This is a genomic window from Thioclava sp. PTB-PU3-1 (assembly GCF_055666785.1).
This window is the reverse complement of sequence record NZ_JBVNVL010000003.1, coordinates 312,552-332,337: the sequence shown is the minus strand read 5'-3', so window position 1 is coordinate 332,337 and position 19,786 is coordinate 312,552. Positions and strand designations below refer to the sequence as shown.

The 19,786-nt window shown below is 64.5% G+C and carries 22 protein-coding genes; 11 read left to right on the top strand and 11 right to left on the bottom strand.

Features of this window, described 5'->3' with window-relative positions:
- The first annotated feature begins 39 nt into the window (after positions 1 to 39).
- The 8 genes from ACZ7GB_RS11365 to dxs all read left to right on the top strand — a co-directional run bounded on the left by ACZ7GB_RS11365 (position 40) and on the right by dxs (position 7,826).
- On the top strand, positions 40 to 1,395 hold the full coding sequence (locus tag ACZ7GB_RS11365; RefSeq protein WP_472158745.1) for an MFS transporter: 1,356 nt from the start codon (positions 40 to 42) through the stop codon (positions 1,393 to 1,395).
- Positions 1,392 to 2,288 (top strand): penicillin-insensitive murein endopeptidase, encoded by an 897-nt coding sequence (gene mepA / locus ACZ7GB_RS11360; RefSeq protein WP_078541653.1) that lies wholly within the window; start codon positions 1,392 to 1,394, stop codon positions 2,286 to 2,288. The genes ACZ7GB_RS11365 and mepA overlap by 4 nt, the downstream gene beginning before the upstream one ends.
- A complete protein-coding gene (locus tag ACZ7GB_RS11355) occupies positions 2,261 to 3,190 on the top strand; it encodes an esterase-like activity of phytase family protein (RefSeq protein ID WP_472158743.1) in 930 nt (309 codons plus the stop codon). Before mepA ends, ACZ7GB_RS11355 begins: the two co-directional genes overlap by 28 nt.
- Before the next feature lie 87 nt (positions 3,191 to 3,277).
- A complete protein-coding gene (locus ACZ7GB_RS11350) occupies positions 3,278 to 3,910 on the top strand; it encodes a queuosine precursor transporter (RefSeq protein ID WP_472158741.1) in 633 nt (210 codons plus the stop codon).
- Positions 3,911 to 4,259: 349 nt separating this feature from the next.
- A complete protein-coding gene (locus ACZ7GB_RS11345; protein WP_078522294.1) occupies positions 4,260 to 4,655 on the top strand; it encodes a c-type cytochrome in 396 nt (131 codons plus the stop codon).
- A gap of 125 nt (positions 4,656 to 4,780) precedes the next feature.
- Entirely contained in the window at positions 4,781 to 5,017 is a 237-nt protein-coding gene (locus tag ACZ7GB_RS11340; RefSeq protein ID WP_078522293.1) for an exodeoxyribonuclease VII small subunit, read from the top strand.
- On the top strand, positions 5,018 to 5,884 hold the full coding sequence (locus ACZ7GB_RS11335) for a polyprenyl synthetase family protein (protein WP_078550884.1): 867 nt from the start codon (positions 5,018 to 5,020) through the stop codon (positions 5,882 to 5,884).
- Positions 5,885 to 5,903: 19 nt separating this feature from the next.
- Positions 5,904 to 7,826 carry a 1-deoxy-D-xylulose-5-phosphate synthase gene (gene dxs, locus ACZ7GB_RS11330; protein WP_134330082.1) on the top strand — a complete coding sequence of 641 codons (1,923 nt, stop codon included), beginning with the start codon at positions 5,904 to 5,906 and terminating at the stop codon, positions 7,824 to 7,826.
- 42 nt (positions 7,827 to 7,868) lie between these two features.
- Here dxs and ACZ7GB_RS11325 read toward each other — a convergent pair whose 3' ends face one another.
- The 5 genes from ACZ7GB_RS11325 to mbfA form a co-directional block, all read right to left on the bottom strand.
- On the bottom strand, positions 7,869 to 8,486 hold the full coding sequence (locus ACZ7GB_RS11325; protein ID WP_078606005.1) for an HAD family hydrolase: 618 nt from the start codon (positions 8,484 to 8,486) through the stop codon (positions 7,869 to 7,871).
- A complete protein-coding gene (locus ACZ7GB_RS11320; protein WP_078522289.1) occupies positions 8,479 to 8,937 on the bottom strand; it encodes a YaiI/YqxD family protein in 459 nt (152 codons plus the stop codon). The genes ACZ7GB_RS11325 and ACZ7GB_RS11320 overlap by 8 nt, the downstream gene beginning before the upstream one ends.
- Entirely contained in the window at positions 8,934 to 9,764 is an 831-nt protein-coding gene (fghA, locus tag ACZ7GB_RS11315) for an S-formylglutathione hydrolase (RefSeq protein WP_098409679.1), read from the bottom strand. Before fghA ends, ACZ7GB_RS11320 begins: the two co-directional genes overlap by 4 nt.
- A gap of 10 nt (positions 9,765 to 9,774) precedes the next feature.
- Positions 9,775 to 10,692, bottom strand: coding sequence for an AEC family transporter (locus tag ACZ7GB_RS11310; protein WP_078550887.1), 918 nt, complete (start codon positions 10,690 to 10,692; stop codon positions 9,775 to 9,777).
- 197 nt (positions 10,693 to 10,889) lie between these two features.
- The gene (gene mbfA, locus ACZ7GB_RS11305; RefSeq protein ID WP_472158738.1) at positions 10,890 to 11,867 is read right to left on the bottom strand and encodes an iron exporter MbfA; all 978 of its coding nucleotides are present in this window, start codon (positions 11,865 to 11,867) and stop codon (positions 10,890 to 10,892) included.
- Positions 11,868 to 12,022: 155 nt separating this feature from the next.
- Here mbfA and ACZ7GB_RS11300 point away from each other — a divergent pair, with 155 nt between their 5' ends.
- Positions 12,023 to 12,187: a hypothetical protein gene (locus ACZ7GB_RS11300; RefSeq protein ID WP_158522192.1), complete on the top strand. Its 165-nt coding sequence runs from the start codon at positions 12,023 to 12,025 to the stop codon at positions 12,185 to 12,187.
- Here the strand turns inward: ACZ7GB_RS11300 and trhO are convergent.
- A complete protein-coding gene (gene trhO / locus ACZ7GB_RS11295; protein WP_472158736.1) occupies positions 12,184 to 13,089 on the bottom strand; it encodes an oxygen-dependent tRNA uridine(34) hydroxylase TrhO in 906 nt (301 codons plus the stop codon). The genes ACZ7GB_RS11300 and trhO overlap by 4 nt on opposite strands.
- 115 nt (positions 13,090 to 13,204) lie before the next feature.
- On the opposite strand from trhO, the gene pncA reads away from it, so the two are divergent.
- On the top strand, positions 13,205 to 13,804 hold the full coding sequence (gene pncA / locus ACZ7GB_RS11290; protein WP_472158735.1) for a bifunctional nicotinamidase/pyrazinamidase: 600 nt from the start codon (positions 13,205 to 13,207) through the stop codon (positions 13,802 to 13,804).
- Between the two features lie 3 nt (positions 13,805 to 13,807).
- Entirely contained in the window at positions 13,808 to 15,115 is a 1,308-nt protein-coding gene (gene pncB, locus ACZ7GB_RS11285; protein WP_472158734.1) for a nicotinate phosphoribosyltransferase, read from the top strand.
- 4 nt (positions 15,116 to 15,119) lie between these two features.
- Here the strand turns inward: pncB and ACZ7GB_RS11280 are convergent, their stop codons facing one another.
- From ACZ7GB_RS11280 to arfB, 5 genes are all read right to left on the bottom strand, one after another.
- Positions 15,120 to 16,601: an inorganic phosphate transporter gene (locus tag ACZ7GB_RS11280; protein WP_472158733.1), complete on the bottom strand. Its 1,482-nt coding sequence runs from the start codon at positions 16,599 to 16,601 to the stop codon at positions 15,120 to 15,122.
- Between the two features lie 90 nt (positions 16,602 to 16,691).
- Positions 16,692 to 17,135, bottom strand: coding sequence for an NUDIX hydrolase (locus ACZ7GB_RS11275; RefSeq protein ID WP_472158732.1), 444 nt, complete (start codon positions 17,133 to 17,135; stop codon positions 16,692 to 16,694).
- A complete protein-coding gene (locus tag ACZ7GB_RS11270; protein WP_472158730.1) occupies positions 17,132 to 18,109 on the bottom strand; it encodes a phosphotransferase enzyme family protein in 978 nt (325 codons plus the stop codon). Before ACZ7GB_RS11270 ends, ACZ7GB_RS11275 begins: the two co-directional genes overlap by 4 nt.
- On the bottom strand, positions 18,106 to 19,368 hold the full coding sequence (locus ACZ7GB_RS11265) for an aspartate aminotransferase family protein (protein ID WP_472158729.1): 1,263 nt from the start codon (positions 19,366 to 19,368) through the stop codon (positions 18,106 to 18,108). The genes ACZ7GB_RS11270 and ACZ7GB_RS11265 overlap by 4 nt, the downstream gene beginning before the upstream one ends.
- Positions 19,358 to 19,780 carry an alternative ribosome rescue aminoacyl-tRNA hydrolase ArfB gene (gene arfB / locus ACZ7GB_RS11260; protein WP_075775325.1) on the bottom strand — a complete coding sequence of 141 codons (423 nt, stop codon included), beginning with the start codon at positions 19,778 to 19,780 and terminating at the stop codon, positions 19,358 to 19,360. The genes ACZ7GB_RS11265 and arfB overlap by 11 nt, the downstream gene beginning before the upstream one ends.
- Positions 19,781 to 19,786 lie beyond the last annotated feature (6 nt).

The following is a 19,786-nucleotide window of genomic DNA, read 5'->3' as shown; positions in this document are numbered from 1 at the left end:
TGATCGCCGCAATTACTGGCGCGGCGGGGAGAGGGCGACATGATCACGGCGAAGAAACGCATCTGGGGCTGGTGGTTCTTCGACTGGGCGAGCCAACCCTATAACACGCTGCTCGTCACCTTCATCTTCGCTCCCTTCGTGAAAGACCTGATGGGCTCGGGCACGGCGGCGCAGACCGTCTGGGGCTATGGCGTCGGCATCGCCGGGATCCTGATCGCGCTCGGCTCGCCCTTCCTCGGTGCGGTCGCGGACCGCTCGGGACGGCGGATGCCGTTCATCTGGGTCTTCTCGGTGATGTATGTGCTGGGCGCATGGGGCCTGTGGTATGCGGTGCCGGGCGATTTCAAGCTGATGGCGATCATGATCAGCTTCGCCATCGGCATGATCGGCATGGAATTCGCGACCACCTTCACCAATGCGATCCTGCCTGACCTCGGGCCCCGCGAAGAGATCGGGCGCATCTCCGGCTCGGGCTGGGCGTTCGGCTATATCGGCGGGATGATCACGCTGTTCATCATGCTTCTGCTACTGCAGGCGAGCCCGACGACCGGGAAAACCATGCTCGGGATCGACCCCCTCTTCGGTCTCGACGTCGCCACGCGCGAGGATACCCGCGCGGTCGGGCCGCTCACCGCGATCTGGTACGCGGTCTTCATGATCCCCTTCTTCTTCTGGGTGCGCGAGCCGGGCAAACCCGACGCATTGCCCATCGGCACGGCGCTGCGCGGCGCTTGGCCCGAACTGCGCGCGACGCTGAAGGCGCTGCCGCGCCGGCGCTCGCTGACCTCGTTCCTGCTCAGCTCGATGTTCTACCGCGACGCGCTCAACGGCATCTACACCTTCGGCGGGCTCTATGCGGCGGGCGTGTTGAACTGGTCGATCACGCTGATCGGCCTGTTCGGCATCCTCGGCACGATCACCGGGGCGACCTTCGCATGGCTCGGCGGCAAGGCCGATGACCGCTGGGGGCCGCGCACGGTCATCATCACCTCGCTTGTGATCCTGACGCTGGTCGTGATCGGCATCGTGATGATCTCGCGCGAAAGCGTCTTCGGCATGGCCGTCACCCCCGACAGCAAACTCCCCGACATCGCCTTCATGGTGCTGGGCGGGATGATCGGGGCCTGCGGCGGCGCGCTGCAATCGGCCTCGCGGACGATGATGGTGCGTCAGGCCGACCCGGAAAAGATCACCGAGCATTTCGGCCTCTACGCGCTTTCGGGCAAGGCCACGGCCTTCATCGCGCCGCTCGCCATCGGGATCACGACGCAGATAAGCGGAAATCAGTCGACGGGCATCACACCGATCATCGTTCTTTTGCTTTTGGGGCTGGTCCTGCTAGGATTCGTGAGAAGTCACGGAGACCCTGCGCCCGAAGGACCCCCCTCATCATGATCGCGAAATTTCTCGTCGCCGCTCTTTCTTTCAGCCTTATTTCTGCGCCCACATTCGCCGAACCGCTCGCCCGCCAACTTTTCGGCTCCAAGGCGAGCGCTTCGGCGCAGGCGCCTTCGGCCATCGGGTTTTACTCGCGTGGCTGCGCCGCAGGCCTCCAGCGCATGCCCGAGAGCGGCCCGACATGGCAGGCGATGCGCCTGTCGCGCAACCGTAACTGGGGCCAGCCCGCGATGCTGACCTACCTGCAGGATCTGTCGCGCTACGCCGCGTCGCTGCCGGGCTGGAACGGTCTCTATATCGGTGACATTTCCCAGCCGCGCGGCGGCCCGATGACCGGCGGCCATGCGAGCCACCAGATCGGACTGGATGCCGATATCTGGATGCTGCCCGCGACGAACCTGAATCTCAGCCGAGCCCAGCGGGAGAAAATCTCCTCGATCTCGGTGCGCACCGCCGATCAGCGCCACACCAATTCCAACTGGACGCCGCAGCATCTCGCGCTGATGCGCCACGCCGCTGCCGATCCGCGCGTCGACCGTATCTTCGTGGCCGCCGCCGTGAAGATCGCGATGTGCAACACGGTGCCGCGCAACGATCGCGCATGGCTGCAGAAGATCCGCCCGATGTACGGCCACAACACGCATTTCCACGTCCGCCTGAAATGCCCGCCCGGTGCGCGCTATTGCGAGACGCAGAAACCGACCGTGGCGCAGCTGTCGAAGGGCGGCGATGGCTGTGACGACACGCTGAACTGGTGGGTAACCGATTATCTCAACCCGCCGAAGACTGCGGCCAAGCCCAAGCCGAAAGGGCCGCCGAAGAAAAACGCCAAAACCTACGTCATGTCGGACCTGCCCAACCAATGCCGCGCCGTTCTTACCTCGCGCTGATTGCAGGTGCGGGGCTGGCCATTCTCGGAGGGCTCGCGCCCGCCGGGCCGCATCCTCGCGCGCAATTCCTGCAAAGCTATCACTGGACCATGCCGGGCGTGTTCGTCTTCGGCGGGTTTTCAGGGCTTGAGCTGGGGCCGGACGGAGGCGATTTCGTCACCCAGTCGGACCGCACGACCATCTGGCGCGGGCATCTCGATCGCAACGCAGCCGGCCAGATCAAGGACGTGAGGGTCACACAAGGGCCGAACTGGCTTCACAGCTCCAAAGGCGCGGCGCTGACCCGTCATCTGGGTGACAGCGAAGGCTTGGCGCTGGCCCCGGACGGCTCTGTCTATATCTCCTTCGAGGGTCTGGCGCGGGTGTCGCATTTCCCGACCGATGGCGGTCCGGCCGAATTGCTGCCGCGCCCGGATGCCTTTGCGAAGATGCAGAACAACTCCTCGCTCGAGGCGCTGGCGATCGACGATCAGGGCACGCTCTACACGATGCCCGAACGCTCGGGCGCGAAAGACAGGCCCTACCCGGTCTGGCGCTATCGCGACGGGAAATGGGATCAACCCTTCGCCATCCCGCGCTCCGAGAACTGGCTGCCGGTCGGTGCGGATTTCGGCCCCGATGGCCGCTTCTACCTGCTGGAGCGCGACTTCTGGGGGCTACTGGGCTTTCGGACGCGCGTTCAGGTCTTCGACATCAACGGCGACTCGATCTCGGGCGGCGAGGTTCTTCTGGAAACCGGCGCCGGGCGTCACGACAATCTCGAAGGCCTCGCGGTCTGGCGCGACGACAGCGGCGCGATCCGTCTGACGATGATTTCCGACGATAATTTCCGGTTCCTGCAGCGCACCGAGATCGTGGAATACGTCCTGCCTGAGACGCGCCGCACCGCCAAAAAGGATTGACGCAACGCGTTCGAGCGCGTATCGCGCGCCCTTGCCCGGAGGGTTCCGGGCCATGTCTCCGCTACCATGTAAAAACGGTTGAACATCATGACCCGCTATATTCCTGGCATCATTGCCATGGCCATTATCGTCGTGGCCTCGAACATCCTGGTGCAATTCCTCGTCGGCGACTGGCTGACCTGGGGCGCCTTCACCTACCCCTTCGCCTTCCTCGTCAATGACGTGATGAACCGCGTCTACGGCCCGGGCGCCGCGCGCCGCGTCGTGGCCGCCGGTTTCGTCGTGGGCGTGATCTGCTCGCTCATCGGCAGCCAGATCATGCTGCAGGGCGACGGCTACACCTATCCCGCCGTCACGCTGCGCATCGCGCTCGGCTCCGGCGCGGCCTTCCTCGTGGCGCAGATGACCGACATCTTCGTCTTCGACAAGCTGCGCAATGGTGTCTGGTGGCGCGCGCCTGCGATCTCGACCCTGATCGGCGCGTCGCTCGACACGCTGATCTTCTTCTCGGTCGCCTTCTCGAGCGCGCTCATCTTCCTCGAGCCGTCGAATGACGTGTCCTGGGCCAATGAAACCCTGCCCCTGTTGGGCTTCGGGCCAACGGTGCCGCTCTGGGTGTCGCTGGCCACCGCAGACTGGCTTGTCAAACTTGCCCTGACTTTGATCGCACTGCTGCCTTTCAAGGCACTTGTTACGAAACTTTCTCCAAGACTTGCGTAATTTTTCTTGCCACACACAAAATCTGTGGCACGCTGTGGATAACGGCAACGCATGAAAGGAGGTGGTCCAGTGTCTAGAGTGATAGTGGAGAGAGGTGTCGGGACAGTGAGGGGGGCCGTGGCCTGAGGGCAAACCCTAGGGCAAAAAACCCTGACTGGGACGGCTGGTTCCTTCGGACCCTAACCGGACCATCTCCGTAGATCTCGGAGGGCCATCTCGAACAGAGATGGCCCTTTTCGTGGGGCGTTCCTTAGCAAAAAGGGGCGCCCTTCGTCATTGACGTCGATCATCGACTAGGTCCTATTTCGCGCCCAACCTTCCCAAGCGTCAACTTGTTTGGGAGGACACCATGCGCTTCACTTACCTCATCGCCGCGGCCTGTCTCGCCGCGACCCCGGCCATCGCTCAGGACGGCGATGTCGGCAAAGCTCTCTACGGCCAATATTGCGCCAGTTGTCATGGCGACGATGGCACGGGCACCGGGCCGATGGCAGAATATCTGAACGTGAAACCCGCCGATCTGACCGGCCTTGCCGCCGCCAATGACGGCGAGTTCCCGATGCTCAAGGCGATCCACATCATCGACGGACGCACAGGCGTGCGGGCGCATGGCGGGCCGATGCCGGTCTTCGGCGATGTGTTCATGGAACAGGGCGGGCATGGTGCGCCGTATTACACCGACGTCCTGGCCACGCGCGGGCGCGTCCTTTCACTCGCGACATATCTCGAGTCGCTTCAGAAATAGGCGATAAGACGTTCACGATAGCACCGGTCTCGCGGGGTGATCTCGACTCCGCGAGCCGGATATGGTTTGCAGGAACCCGGGCGTCAGAGCCTTATTGGACGACATATCACCGGGAATGCAGATTGATGAGCGATATTGACGCGTTGAGCTTCGAAGAGGCGATGAAGGCTCTCGAGGAAGTCGTGGGCAAACTGGAACATGGCGACGTGCCCCTGGACGAGTCGATCAAACTCTATGAGCGCGGCGCCAAGCTGAAAGAGCATTGCGCCAAGCTTCTGAAAGAGGCCGAGGCGCGCGTTGAGAAAATCACGCTCAATGCCGACGGCGCTCCGAAAGGCACGACCCCCGCCGAAGGTCTGTAAATGTTCACCTCCCGTTTGAAAGAGGTGCAGACGACCGTTCAGGTCGCGCTCGATGCCGCCGTGGCGCGCCAGCCCGAGGGGCCGCTGCGCGCCCCGATGCATTACGCGCTGCAGGGCGGCAAACGCCTGCGCGCCTTCCTCGCGATCGAAAGCGCCGCGATCTTCGGCATCCCGGAGGCGCAGGTGATGCCCGCCGCCGCCGCGGTCGAGGCGCTGCACGCCTATAGCCTCGTGCATGACGACCTGCCCTGCATGGATGACGACGATCTGCGCCGCGGCCAGCCGACGATTCACGTGAAATGGGACGAGGCCACCGCCGTGCTGACCGGCGACGTGTTGCAGACGCTTGCGTTTGAGCTTTGCGCCGACCCCGTCCTCGGCCCAGCAGAGCGGCGCATCGCGCTTAGCCTCGCGCTTGCGAAAGCCTCCGGCGCGGCCGGGATGGGCCACGGTCAGGCGCTCGACATCGCCGCCGAAAGCGCCACCGATCCGCTCTCGCTCAGCCAGATCACCGCGCTGCAGGCGGGCAAGACCGGGGCGCTGATCTCGTTCGCCTCGCGCACCGGCGCGATCCTCGCGGGCGAGGACGAGGGCCCCCTGAGCGATTTCGCCGATGCGGTCGGTCTGGCCTTTCAAATTCACGATGACATCCTAGATGTGACGGGTTGCGAAAAGGCCGCCGGGAAACGGGTCGGCAAGGATGCCGAGGCCGGAAAAGCCACCTTCGTCTCGCTGCTCGGCCTCGCCGGCGCGCGGCTTCGGGAGGGCGAGCTGATCGAGCAAGCCATAGACGCGCTTTCGCCTTACGGCGAGGAAGCGGAAAACTTGCGGGCCGCTGCGCGTTTCGTTATCTCCCGCGAGATGTAGCGCGCCTAGGGGGCAGCCAATGAGCGATAACCCGAACGACCAAACGGCCACGCCGCTCCTCGACAAGGTGCGACTGCCGTCCGATCTGAAAGGCCTTTCCGATCCCGAGCTGAAAACGCTCGCCACCGAATTGCGCGCCGAGACCATCTCGGCCGTGTCGCAAACCGGCGGGCATCTGGGTGCGGGCCTGGGCGTGGTCGAGTTGACGGTCGCGCTGCATGCCGTGTTCGACGCGCCGCGCGACAAGATCGTCTGGGACGTGGGCCACCAGTGCTACCCGCACAAGATCCTGACCGGGCGCCGCGACCGCATCCGCACGCTGCGCACCAAGGGCGGGCTGTCGGGCTTCACCAAGCGCTCCGAGTCGCCCTACGATCCGTTCGGCGCGGGCCATAGCTCCACTTCGATTTCGGCCGCGACCGGCTTCACGATGGGCCGCGAGCTGGGCGCCGAAACGGGCGACGCGATCGCCGTGATCGGTGACGGCGCGATGTCGGGCGGCATGGCCTTCGAGGCGATGAACCACGCGGGCCACTTGGGCAAACGCATGTTCGTCGTGCTCAACGACAACGAGATGTCGATCGCCCCGCCCGTCGGCGCGCTGTCGAGCTACCTCACCCGGCTTTACTCCGAGGCCCCGCTGCAGGACCTGAAATCCGCCGCCAAGGGCGCGGTCGGCCTGCTGCCCGTGCCGTTCCAGGAAGGCGCGCGCCGGGCGAAGGAAATGCTCAAGGGCATCGCCATGGGCGGGACGCTGTTCGAGGAGCTGGGCTTCTCCTATGTCGGCCCGGTCGATGGCCACGACCTCGATCAGCTGCTGCCGCTGCTGCGCACGCTCAAGGCCCGCGCGACCGGCCCGGTTCTGATCCATGCGGTGACGAAGAAGGGCAAAGGCTACGGCCCGGCCGAGAGCCGCCCGGATGGCGGCCATGCCACCGCGAAATTCGATCTCAGCACCGGCGAGCAGAAGAAATCGCCCTCCAACGCGCCGAGCTACACCAAGGTCTTCGCCGAAAGCCTGATCAAGGAAGCAGCGAAGGACGAGAAGATCGTCGGCATCACCGCCGCCATGCCGGACGGCACGGGGCTGAAGCAATTCGCGGGCGTCTATCCGCGCCGCTGTTTCGACGTGGGCATCGCCGAGCAACACGCCGTTACCTTCTCCGCCGGGCTCGCCGCCTCGGGGATGAAACCGTTCTGCGCGATCTACTCGACCTTCCTGCAACGCGGCTACGACCAGATCGTGCATGACGTCGCGATCCAGCGCCTGCCCGTGCGCTTCGCCATCGACCGCGCCGGTCTGGTGGGCGCGGATGGTGCAACCCATGCGGGCTCGTTCGATGTGGGCTTCATGTCCTCGCTGCCCGGCATGGTCGTGATGGCCGCCGCCGACGAGGCGGAGCTGGTCCATATGGTCGCCACCGCCGCAGCATATGACGACGGCCCGATCGCCTTCCGCTATCCGCGCGGAGAAGGCATGGGCGTCGACATGCCCGAAGAAGGCGTGCCGCTGGAGATCGGCAAGGGCCGGATGATCGCGGAAGGCGCGCGCGTTGCGATCCTGTCCTACGGCACCCGTCTGGCCGAAGTGCTGAAAGCGCGCGAGGCGCTGCAGGCCCGCGGCCTTGCGCCGACTGTCGCCGATGCACGCTTCGTCAAACCGCTCGACACCGATCTGATCGACCGGCTGGTCGCCGAGCACGAGGCGCTGATCTGCATCGAGGAAGGCGCGATCGGCGGCTTCGGCAGCCATGTCGCGCAATACCTGTCGGATCAGGGCGTCTTCGATCACGGGTTCAAGTTCCGCTCGATGGTGCTGCCCGACACGTTCATCGACCACGCCTCGCCCGAGGATATGTATCACTCGGCGGGCATGGATGCGCCGCAGATCGAGGCGAAGGTGCTCGAGCTTCTGGGCGTCGCGGTCGCGAAACGCGCCTGAGATAAGTTTTCCTTATTTTCGCGGCGGCTGCATAAGTTGAACTTATGCGGCCTCCGCCTCCTCCAGCAGTCCTTCCTCGACCAGCCGCCGCGCCCAGCCCTCCGGTCCGTCGAACAGATGCGTCTTCCAGCCGAATGTATGCGCCGTCGCGATATTATCGGCCCGGTCATCGGTGAAGATCAGATCCGAGCCGGACAGCCCCGACGCGTCCTCGACCATCTGATAGATCTTCGGGTCGGGCTTCGTGACGCCCATATGGCCCGAGATGAAATCCCGGTCGAAATCGCGCAGGAACGGGTAATGCGTGGCCGCGAAATCGTAGCTTTGAATTCCGAAATTCGTCAGGGAGAAAACCGGCATCCCCTTGGCCTGCAAGGATTTCATCAGGCGCAGCGAATGCGGGATCTCGGGCGCGGCCATCTCGATCCAGTCATCGTGCCAACGCCGGATCGCATCGCGCCAGCTCGGGTATTTCTCGGCCCATGCGTAGATCGTCTCGCGGAACGGCGCGCCGCGGTCGATCTCGTCGTTCATCCCGTGCAGATCGACCTCCGCGAACATCTGCTCGCGGGTCTCGCGCGGCATGATCCGGTCGTAATGCCGCTCCGGCTGCCATTCGATCAGCACGTTACCGATATCGAAGATAACTGCCTTAACCATTCTTAACCTCTCTTGCTGCCGCCCGCGCGACCCGGTCGAGCGCATCCGAGAACCGCGCCCGGTCGGCCTTCGAGAACGGCTTGCCGCCGCCCTGCCGAAACGGATCGGCGGAGCGCAGATCCGCCATAAGATCCCGTGTCGCCAGGACGTTACCTATATTGGCGGGGGTCAGCGCCTCGCCGTCGGGACGCAGTACCCGCGCGCCCGCCTCGACGCATTTCGCCGCCAGCGGAATGTCATTGGTGATGACCACATCACCCACGGTCGCGCGCTCCGCGATATACATATCGGCCACGTCCGGCCCCTGATCGACATAGACCATCTCGACCAGCGGATTGGGCGAGGGCCGCAGCCCGCCATTGGAGACAAGCATCAGCTTGACGCCGAGACGGGTCGCGACCTTCTCGGCCTCGGCTTTCACCGGGCAGGCATCCGCGTCGACCCAGATCACGCCCAGAGCGCCTCGGCGTGGAACTCGATGTGATCGGGAATGAAGGTCGAGACGAAATAGTAGCTGTGATCGTAACCTTCCTGAATCCGGAAAGTGCCGGGCTGACGGCGCGCGGCCATCGCCTCGGCCAGCGCTTCGGGCTTCAAGAGATCAAGGAACTGGTCCGAGCCGCCCTGGTCGATCAGCACTTCGCCGTCGAACCCACGCTCGCGCATCAGAAGCGTTGCGTCATGCGCCGCCCATGCGGCCTCGTTGTCACCCAGATAGGCGCTGAACTGCTTACGGCCCCAATCGCTTTGCGTCGGGTTCGCGATCGGCGCGAAGGCCGAGACCGAGCGGAAACGCTCGGGCAGCGACATCGCCAGCGTCAACGCGCCATGCCCGCCCATCGAATGGCCGGTGATCGCCTGCCGCTCCGGGTCGATCTCGAAAGCGGCGTCGATGGCGTTCGGCAGTTCCTCGGCAATGTAATCCCACATCCGGAAATGCGGCGCCCACGGATCCTGCGTCGCGTTGACATAGAAGCCCGCGCCTTGGCCCAGATCGTAATCCTCGTGGTTGGCCACGCCCTCGCCGCGCGGCGAAGTGTCGGGGAACACGAGCGCGATCCCATGCTCGGCCGCGAAAGCCTGCGCGCCCGCCTTGGTCATCGCGTTCTCATGGGTGCAGGTCAGCCCCGAGAGATACCACAGTACCGGCACCGGCCCGTCCTCGGCCTCGCGCGGCAGGAACAGTCCGAAAGTCATTTCGCAATCATTGACCTTCGATGCATGCGAATAGACGCCTTGGACGCCTCCGAAACAGCGGTTTTCCGAGATCGTTTTCATCAAAGCCTCCTTAGCCGTGAACCCAATGGATGACCGCCGGAACCGTGAGGATCGAGACGGCGGTCGAGACGAGGATGGCAGCCGAGACGCGCTGCGGCGCCACCCCGAAATGCTGCGCCAGAATATAGACATTGCCCGCGACGGGAAGGGCGGCGGCGGCGATCATCACGCCTGCCGCGAAGGGGTCGACATCGAAGATCAGCAGCGACGTGATCGCGATCGCGGCCGGGTGCAGGAAGAGCTTGCCGAAGGACAGCCAGACCGCCGGCGCGGGCTTCTCGGCCGATTTGCCCGCAAGCGAGGCGCCGATGGCGAAGAGCGCGCCCGGCGTCGCGGCGGCGCCGAGGATCGTCATGAACTCCGAAAGCGGGCCCGGCATCGGCAGTTTCAGCCCGGCCCAGGCGAGCCCCGCCACCATCGAGACGATCATCGGGTTCTTCACCAGCCCCAACGCGATCGGCGCGAGCGAGACCTTCCCGTGCCGCGCGGCGGTGATGAAGATCGTGATGATTGAGGAGAACACGATCAGATCGCAGCTCAACACCATCAAGACCGGCCCCACCGCTGCCGGTCCCAGCAGCACCACCAGCATCGGCACGCCGAGAAAGCCGGTATTGCCGGTCATCGAGGTATGCGCCTCCATCGCGGAAAGCGCGGTGGGCAGCTTGCGCGCCTTGGCGACGGCGAAAGTGATCAGCCAGACCGCGCCCGATCCGGTCAGATAGGCGAGGATGAACTGCGGATCGACGAGCGCGGCCAGATCGAGATTGGCGGAGAATTTGAACAGCATCGCCGAGAGCGCGAAGTAGAAGACGAATTTCGTCAGCCACGCGGTCGCCTCGGCGGTGAAAAAGCGGATCTGTCCGGCGAACCAGCCAAGCCCGATCAGGGCAAAAAAGGGCAAGGTCTTCAGAAAGATCTCAAGCATGGCCAAGGGCTAGCATGCGGTTTTGGCAAGTGCCAGCTATGGAATGAGGTCTGCGCGCCCGTGGCGGGGTCGGGAAGCCTCCGGCGGGGATATTTTTGCCAAGCCGAAGGCAAAGCGCCTGTTTTCGCCTTGGCTCAAATATCCCCCGCGGCGCGTCCCGCATGTGCCGCTTGCGCGCGGGTCGGAGCTAGGCTGTGTCAGCCGCCGCCGATCAGTACACCGGCTGCGAAGACCAGCGCGCCGCCGAGCACGACCTGGAAGGCCGCGCGCAGGAAGGGCGTTTCCATGAAGCGGTTCTGGATCCAGGCGATGGCCCAGAGCTCGATGAACACGACGATGATCGCGATGGTGGTGGCGGTCCAGAAATCGGGGATCAGGTAGGGCAGCGCGTGGCCAAGGCCGCCCAGCATGGTCATCACGCCCGAGGCGATGCCGCGTTTGATCGGCGAGCCGCGGCCCGAGATCACGCCGTCATCATGCGCCGCTTCGGTGAAGCCCATCGAGATGCCCGCGCCGACCGAGGCCGCGAGGCCCACGAGGAAGGTGGTCCAGGGGTTTTGGGTCGCGAAGGCGGTGGCGAAGATCGGCGCGAGGGTCGAGACCGAGCCGTCCATCAGCCCGGCGAGGCCCGGTTGCACCCAGGTCAGGATGAACTGGCGATGGGCCTGACGGTCTTCCTCTTCTTTTTCGCTCTCGGGCAGATGCGTGCCGGTCAGCTCTTCGGCCTTTTGCTCGTGACCGAGTTCGGCAGCAGCGAGATCGCCCAGCAACTCGCGCGTGCTGGCATCGGAGCTACGCTGGGCTGCGAGCGTGTAGAACTTGCCCGCCTCGCGCTCCATCGCCTCGGCCTCGCCGCGGATGGTGTCGAGCGAGAGGTTCTTGGTGAGCCAGATCGGTTTGCGGTTGTAGAAGCCCGCGACATGTTCGCGGCGGATCAGCGGGATCACATCGCCGAAGCGGTCCGTATGCCGGGCGATCAGGAGGCGGCGATGCTCGTCTTCCTCTTTCGCCATCTCGTCGAAGATCTTCGCGGAAGCCGGATATTCGGCGCGCAGATGTTCGGCATATTGGCGATAGATGCGTGCGTCGTCCTCCTCGGAGGAGATCGCGAGCGCAAGCACTTCCTGTTCAGTGAGATCGTCGAAACGACGGCGTGACGCGAAACCGGGAAGCATGGGAGGCCCTCTTTTTTAGAACGGTTCTAAAATATGCAGAGTTGCGTCCAGCGCAAGGCAGTATTTCGAACTGATCAGTTCATTTAGGCTTGATTTCCGAACCGAACGGTTCATATTCAATTCCGAACCAAGTAGTTCAGTTATGGAGAACCGCTATGAAACGTCTCGCTTACGCCCTTGTTCTGTCTGTGTTTGGCGCGACCGCCGCATCGGCTGGCATCGGGGATTTCTCGCTGCCGCGTCTGGACTTCCCGACCACCGGGGCTCCGACCGTCACGCAAGGCTGCAACGATCTGACGCAGGTCTGCGCGGATAATTAATCGCGTCCGAGATGCGCTTCGCCCCGCTTGGCGGCGAGGCGCATCTGACGTTCGCGCTCGCGGAAGCGGTCGCGATCGGCATCGGAATATTCGCCGATGCAGCGGTGACAGGAGACGCCTTCCTCGTAATCGGGATGGCGCTTGTCTTCCGCGGAGACCGGGCGGCGACAGGCGTGACAGCTGTCGTAATCGCCCTGTTTCAGCCCGTGGCGCAGGCTCACGCGCTGATCGAAGACGAAGCAATCGCCCTGCCAGAGCGAGCCGTCTTCAGGCATGTCTTCGAGATATTTCAGGATGCCGCCCTTGAGGTGATAGACCTCGGGCACGCCTTCCGAGAGCAGGAAATTCGTCGATTTCTCGCAGCGGATGCCGCCGGTGCAGAACATCGCGACGCGCTTGTTGTGGAAGCGATGCGCATTGTCGCGCCACCATTGCGGAAATTCGCGGAAGGAATTCGTGCCGGGATCGATGGCCCCCTCGAAAGTGCCGATCTCGATCTCGTAATCGTTGCGCGTATCGATCACGACCGTGTCGGGCGAGGAGATCAGCGCGTTCCAGTCCTGCGGCTCGACGTAATGGCCGACGCGGGCTTTCGGATCGATATCGGGCTCGCCCATCGTGACGATCTCGCGCTTGAGCCGCACCTTCATCTTGCCGAAAGGCATCTCGGCCGCCGCGCTTTCCTTCCATTCCAGATCGGCACAGCCCGGCAAGCTGCGGATATGCGCCAGCACCGCGTCGATCCCTTCACGGGTCCCCGCGATGGTGCCGTTGATCCCCTCGCGGGCGATAAGAAGCGAGCCTTTCACGCCATGCGCGCAGGCGATCTTCGCCAGCGGGGCCTTCAGGGCCTCGGGGGACTCGAACCGGGTGAAATGGTAAAGGGCGGCAACGGTGAACATGGGCCCCGCATTAGCGCCGTGCGGGGGCGTTAGGCAAGAGCCGTTGCGCATCCGTGCCGTTGACCACAGGGGGTGCGCGGCCTACCCATGAGAAAACCCTGCGGGAGGTAAAGTGATGACCAAAGCCTTGATCGTGATCGACGTGCAAAACGATTTCTGCCCCGGCGGCGCGCTGGCAGTCTCGGGGGGCGACGAGATCCTTCCGCGCGTGAACACGCTGATGACCGAGTTCGACACCGTGGTGCTGACGCAGGATTGGCATCCGGCGGACCATTCCTCTTTCGCAAGCCAGCACGAAGGCGGCGCGCCCTTCACGCAGATTCACATGAAGTATGGGCTGCAGACCCTCTGGCCCGCTCATTGCGTGCAAGGTTCCAAAGGGGCCGAGTTCCACCCCGATCTGGCCGTGGACCGGGCGCAGCTGATCATCCGCAAGGGGTTCCGGCGCGATGTCGACAGCTATTCGGCCTTCTTCGAGAACGACCACAAGACGCCGACGGGGCTTGCGGGCTACCTGCGCGACCGGGGCGTCGAGGATCTGACCTTCGTGGGGCTCGCCACCGATTTCTGCGTCGCGTGGTCGGCGCTGGATGCGGCGAAGCTGGGCTTCCGCGCGACCGTGATCGAAGGCGCCTGCCGGGCGATCGACCTCGACGGCTCGCTGCAGGAGGCGCATAGCGAGATGCGCTCTGCCGGTGTGAAGCTGGAGGCCTGATCCATGGTCGACATCGCGAGCCGCGTCTATAACCACAAGTGGAAGATCGACCCGATCGTGCGGTCTCTGATCGACACGGATTTCTACAAGCTGTTGATGTGTCAGTCGATTTTCCGCAACAAGCCGGAGACGCGGGTAAAGTTCAGCCTGATCAACCGCAGCAAGTCGATCCGGCTGGCGGAGTTGATCGACGAGGCGGAACTGCGCGAGCAGCTGGATTATGCGCGCTCGCTGAAACTGTCGCGCGGGGAGAGCACATGGCTGCGCGGCAACACGTTCTACGGCAAGCGGCAGATGTTCCGCTCGGATTTCATGGAGTGGTTCGAGGGCTATCAACTGCCGCCCTACCATCTGGAAAAGCGCGACGGGCAGTACGAGCTGACCTTCGAGGGCAAGTGGCACGAGGTCATGCTCTGGGAGATTCCGGCGCTCGCGATCCTGATGGAGTTGCGCGGCCGGGCGGTGCTGAACACGATGGGACGTTTCGAGCTGCAGGTGCTCTATGCGCGCGCGATGACGAAGGTCTGGGAGAAGATCGAGGCGCTGCGGGAGCTGGACAACCTGCGGATCGCGGATTTCGGCACCCGGCGGCGGCACAGTTTCCTGTGGCAGGACTGGTGTGTGCAGGCGATGCTCGAAGGGCTGGGCGATGTTTCCGAAGGGGGCGCGTTCACCGGCACGTCGAACTGTCTGGTCGCGATGCGCCGCGACATCGAAGCGGTGGGCACCAACGCGCATGAGATGCCGATGGTCTATGCGGCGCTGACCAATAGCGATGCGGAACTGGCGAAGGCGCCTTACAAGGTGCTGGCCGATTGGCACGAGGAGCATGACGGCAACCTGCGCATCATCCTGCCCGACACCTATGGCACGAAGGGTTTCCTCGACCACGCGCCAGATTGGCTGGCGGGCTGGACCGGCATCCGCATCGATTCGGGCGACCCGGCGACGGGGGCCGAGATCGCGATCGACTGGTGGAAAGCGCGCGGCGAGGACCCGCGCCAGAAGCTGGTGATCTTCTCTGACGGGCTGACCGTCGACAAGATCCGCGAGTTGCACGCGCAGTTCGCCGGTCGGGTGAAGGTCAGCTTCGGCTGGGGCACGCTGCTGACAAACGACTTCCGCGGGCTGGTGCCGAATGACACGCTCGCGCCGTTCAGCCTCGTGTGCAAAGCCGTCGAGGCGGATGGGCGCCCGACGGTGAAACTGTCGGACAATCCCGCGAAGGCGATGGGCCCGGAGGACGAGATCGCCCGCTACAAGCGCGTCTTCGAAGTCGGCCAGCAGCAGGCGATGAAGGTCATGGTCTGAGCGGTCAGGTGATCGCGTTGAGGATCAGGTAGACCACCGCCGAGAGCGCAGCCGAGGCCGGCACCGTGACGATCCACGCCGTGGCGACCGTCATCATATGCGAGCGGCGCACCAGAAGGCGGCGCTTGCGCTCTTCCGGCGGGACGGGCTTGCCCTTGCGGATGCCCAGCTCGCGGGCGCGCTTCTCGGCGTGCCATTCGCGGTAGAAGCCGACGCCGAAGATGCCGCCGACCGCGATATGGGTCGAGGAGACCGGCAGGCCCAGCCACGACGCCACGATCACCGTGATCGCCGCCGAAAGCGCCACGCAATAGGCGCGCATCGGGTTGAGCTTGGTGATCTCGTTGCCGACGAGGCGGATCAGCTTGGGCCCGAACAGCAGCAGGCCGACGGAAATCCCCAGCGCGCCAACAGCCATCACCCAGAACGGGATGCCGACCTCTGCGGCGATATCGCCCTGCTCCACCGTGTGCACGATGGCCGCGAGCGGGCCGACCGCATTGGCGACGTCATTCGCGCCGTGGGCGAAGCTCAGCAGCGCGGCAGAGACGACGAGCGGCAGGCCGAACAGCGTCTTGAGCGACTTCTTGCGGTTCTCCATCCCCTCGGATTGGCGGCGGATCATCGGGATCGTGACGAGCCATCCAATGACACCGACGACGAGGCCGATCAGGACCGCTTCGATAATCGTGATCTTGAACAGGTGCTTGAGGCCCTTGAGCGCGAGATAGGCAGCAAAGGCCCCCGACATGATGCCGATCAGGATCGGCACCCATCGGCGCGCGGCGGCGATCTTGTCATCGACATAGATCACCTTCGTCTTGATCAGCGCGAGGAAGGCGGCCGCGATCACGCCGCCCATGACCGGCGAGATCACCCAGCTTGCCGCGATCTTCGCCATTGAGGCCCAATCGACAGCCCCGAAGCCCGCGGCCACGATGCCCGCGCCGACGACGCCGCCGACGATGGAATGCGTGGTCGAGACCGGTGCGCCGAGCCATGTCGCGAGGTTCAGCCACAGGGCCGCTGCCAGAAGCGCCGCCATCATCGCCCAGACGAAATGCCCGGAATCGGGCAAGGCGGTCGGATCGATGATGCCCTTCGCGACGGTTTTGACGACATCTCCGCCCGCGACGAGCGCGCCCAAGCTTTCGAAGATGGCGGCAACGATCAGCGCCCCGATCAGCGTCATCGCACGCGAGCCCACGGCGGGGCCCATGTTGTTGGCCACGTCATTGGCGCCAATGTTCAGTGCCATATAGGCCCCGATCGCCGCTGCGGCGATCACCACCAACTGACCGGGCTGACCGCCCACCAACACGGCGGCCACCAGACCGACGAGCACGATGAAGGCCAGCGCGATCCCCGGCGCGACCATGCCGCGCGCCACGAATTGCCCGGCACTTTCGACGCGCCCGATCCGCTTGAGATCCTTGTCGAGCGTTTTCCACTGATTGACGCGGGACTCGTTGTCTTGATTGGCCACCGTCACGAACCTGTCATCTAATTGTCAGAAGTCCGCGCGGGCCTAGCGGGTTTGACCCGTTGTGACAAGGCATTCGACGCCATTCGGGGCTCAGAGCTTGCGCAAAAGCTTCTGCAGGCCCTCTTCCGCGACCAGCTTCGCGGCCTGCTTGGGCGCGAACCATTTGCGCTTGCGCTGATGCTCTTCGGGAAAGGACTTCATCAGGGTCTCGACCCGCATCGGGAAGACGACGACATCGGTGGGCGTGGCCAAGCCACTATCGAGAACCTTGTCGTAGCGGAACGCCCCGGCGGGCTCCTTTTCGATCTTGCCGACCGCCCCGGCTTCTTCCCATGCCTCCTGCTTGGCCGCGCCGGACAGCGAGCGTCCGCGCATCGGCCAGCCTTTCGGAATCACCCAGCGCCCGGTGTCGCGCGAGGTGATCAGAAGGACCTGGGTCTTGCCGTCACGGATTCGCAGACAGAGCGCCCCCACCTGCAAAGAGGCGGGGCGATACCCCAGCAAGCCCTTCGCGACGGATTTCGCCCATTTCATCGACTGGTCTCCCATGGCGGCGTACGGTTCTCCAAATGCTGTGCGAGTTCAAGCGCACGCTCTAAATATAGTCTTTGGCGCGGATCGGAACCCGGTGCCCGGGTCACAATCCAGCCAGCAGACGCGAAGGCTCTCAGCGCCACGAAAAGCAGCAGAAGTGCCTCCTGATCGGGCGGAAGCGGACGCAGGCTGCGATAGCCCTCGACGAGCCCCGCCGCCTGTTCGCCCCAAAGCGGGTCGCCCCAGCCCTGCACCAGCGCCGTCGCGAGGTCGTAGAGGCGGTAGCCCGGCCCGCAATCGTCGAAGTCGATCAGAGCCAGCCCGCGCGGGGTCGATAGCACGTTCTCACGCAGGCAATCGGCGTGGATCGGACCGTAATCTTGCGCCTGTGCCAGTAGCGCACGCGCAAGATCGCGGCCCGAAGACAGCGTTGCGGCCTCAACTTCCGAAAGCTGAGGATGTTCCCAGAATCGTCCCCAAAGCGGACGCTCCCCCAGAAACCCTTCGCCATCCCACGGGTTCCGGTCGAACCCGTCGGGCGGGGCGGCATCGCTGCTGATGTGCAGTTGCGCGATAAGGCGGCCCAGCGCATGAGCCTCGGCGCGCACCGCCTCGGGCGAGCCGGAAAGCGGCTGATCGCCCGCGCCGATCGGCGCGCCATCCAGCCACTCCACGCAGGAGGTCACGCGGTTGCGCACGCTTCCCGTCAGCGCCCCGTTCAGCGCACGCACCGGGCGCGGCACCGGCATCCCCTGATCGGCGAGGCTTTCGCACCAGCGCAACTCGGCTTCGATCCCTTCGCGGCCCTGATAGCCGGGACGGTGAAGCCGCAGCGCGACGTGGCGGCCATCCTTCAGATGCGCCTCGAAGACGATATTCTCGCGATTCTTTACCAGACGTGGCGGCGCGCTCGCCTGCCCCCAGGAATAGAGGGCGGAGTCCGCCATCGCCTGTGCGGTCTCGTCCGAAATCATGCGGGAAGCTCCTCGAAACTTTGCGCAAGTTTCTCCAGCATTTCATCGGCATCGGCCCGATTGAAGACCATCGGCGGGCGTATCTTGAGAATGTGTTGTGTCCGGCCCACCCGGCCCATCAACACATGGCGCTCGCGCATCGCTTCGACGATCCGGCCCGCGGCTTCGCTGGCGGGCTCGCCGTCTTGCGCAAGTTCGATCCCGAGGAAGAACCCCAAGCCGCGCGCCTCAGTAATCAGAGGATGGGACAGATCGCGCAGCCCTTGCAGAAGGTAGTCGCCAACCTGCGCCGCATTCTCCTGCAAGCCTTCGTCTTCGATCACGCGCAGGGTCTCCATCGCGGCTGCGACCGAGACGGGATTGCCGCCGAACGTGTTGAAATAGCCGAATGCCTCGCGGAAGGCGGCCATCACATCGGACCTCGCCACCAAGCCCGCGACCGGATGACCATTGCCCATCGGCTTGCCCATCGTGACCACGTCGGGCGTGAAGCCCAGCCATTCGTGGCCCCAGAAATGCGAGCCGATGCGGCCGAAGCCCGGCTGCACCTCGTCGCAAAGGATCAGCCCGCCCGCACGGCGGATCACCTCGACGGTCGGGTCGAGGAAACCAGGTGCGATGCCGGGCATCCCCTCATTGGCGAAGATCGGGCAGAGCATGAGCCCCGCGAAGCCGTGGCCGCTCTCTTCCAGCTCGGCGATCGCTTGGGCCACATTCGCGGCAAAGGCCTCGGGCTGCGCTTCCAGCGATCCGCCCAAAGGCGCGAGACTGTCGGGCGCGGGCACCCGGCGAATATGGTCGGGCCAGCCCCCGATCGGCGGGCGGCGAGTCGAGAGATACGCCACGGCGGTGGTGTTGCCGTGATAGGTGTTGTCGGTCGCGATGAAGCCGCGCTTGCCGGTCACCGCCTGCGCCATGCGCAGCGCGACGTCGTTGGCCTCCGACCCGGTGCAGGTCATCAGAAGCTGGCCGTCAAAGCCGAACTTGCCCAGCAGCGCCTCGGCATAATCGAGGATGCCCTCGTGCAGATAGCGCGTGTGGGTGTTGAGCGTGGCGGCCTGCTCGCAGATCGCCTTCCCGATGCGCGGGTGGCAATGGCCGCAATGGGCGACGTTGTTATAGGCGTCGAGGTAACGCTGGCCGTCGGCATCGAAAAGCGAGCTGCCCTGCCCGCGCACGATCTCGACCGGACGCGCATAGAAGGTCGGCACGTTCGGCCCCAGAAGCCGTTCGCGCCGCGCCAAAAGATCATTCCCCATCCGAGACCTTCCCGCGCAGCGCTTTCTTCTCGCCGTGGATCGCCTTCGCCTTCAGACGCCGCTTCTTCGAGCCGAGCGTGGGCCGGGTCGGGATACGTTTCTTGGGCTTTTCGCAGGCCTTACGGATCATCTCGGCGAGGCGGTCGCGCGCGATCTCGCGGTTGCGCGCCTGACTGCGCGTGTCCTGCACCAGCAGCAAAAGCGCGCCGTCGCTGGTCCATCTGCGGCCCGCGATCCGGCGCAGGCGGTTCTTCACCGGTTGCGGCAGATGCGGCGAGCGTTCGGCCTCGAAGCGCAGCTCGACCGCAGTCGAGACCTTGTTCACATTCTGCCCCCCCGGACCTTGCGCCCGGGTGAAGGTTTCGGTGATTTCCCAATCCTCGATGGTTATCTGATCGTTGATCCGCAGCATGGGCCA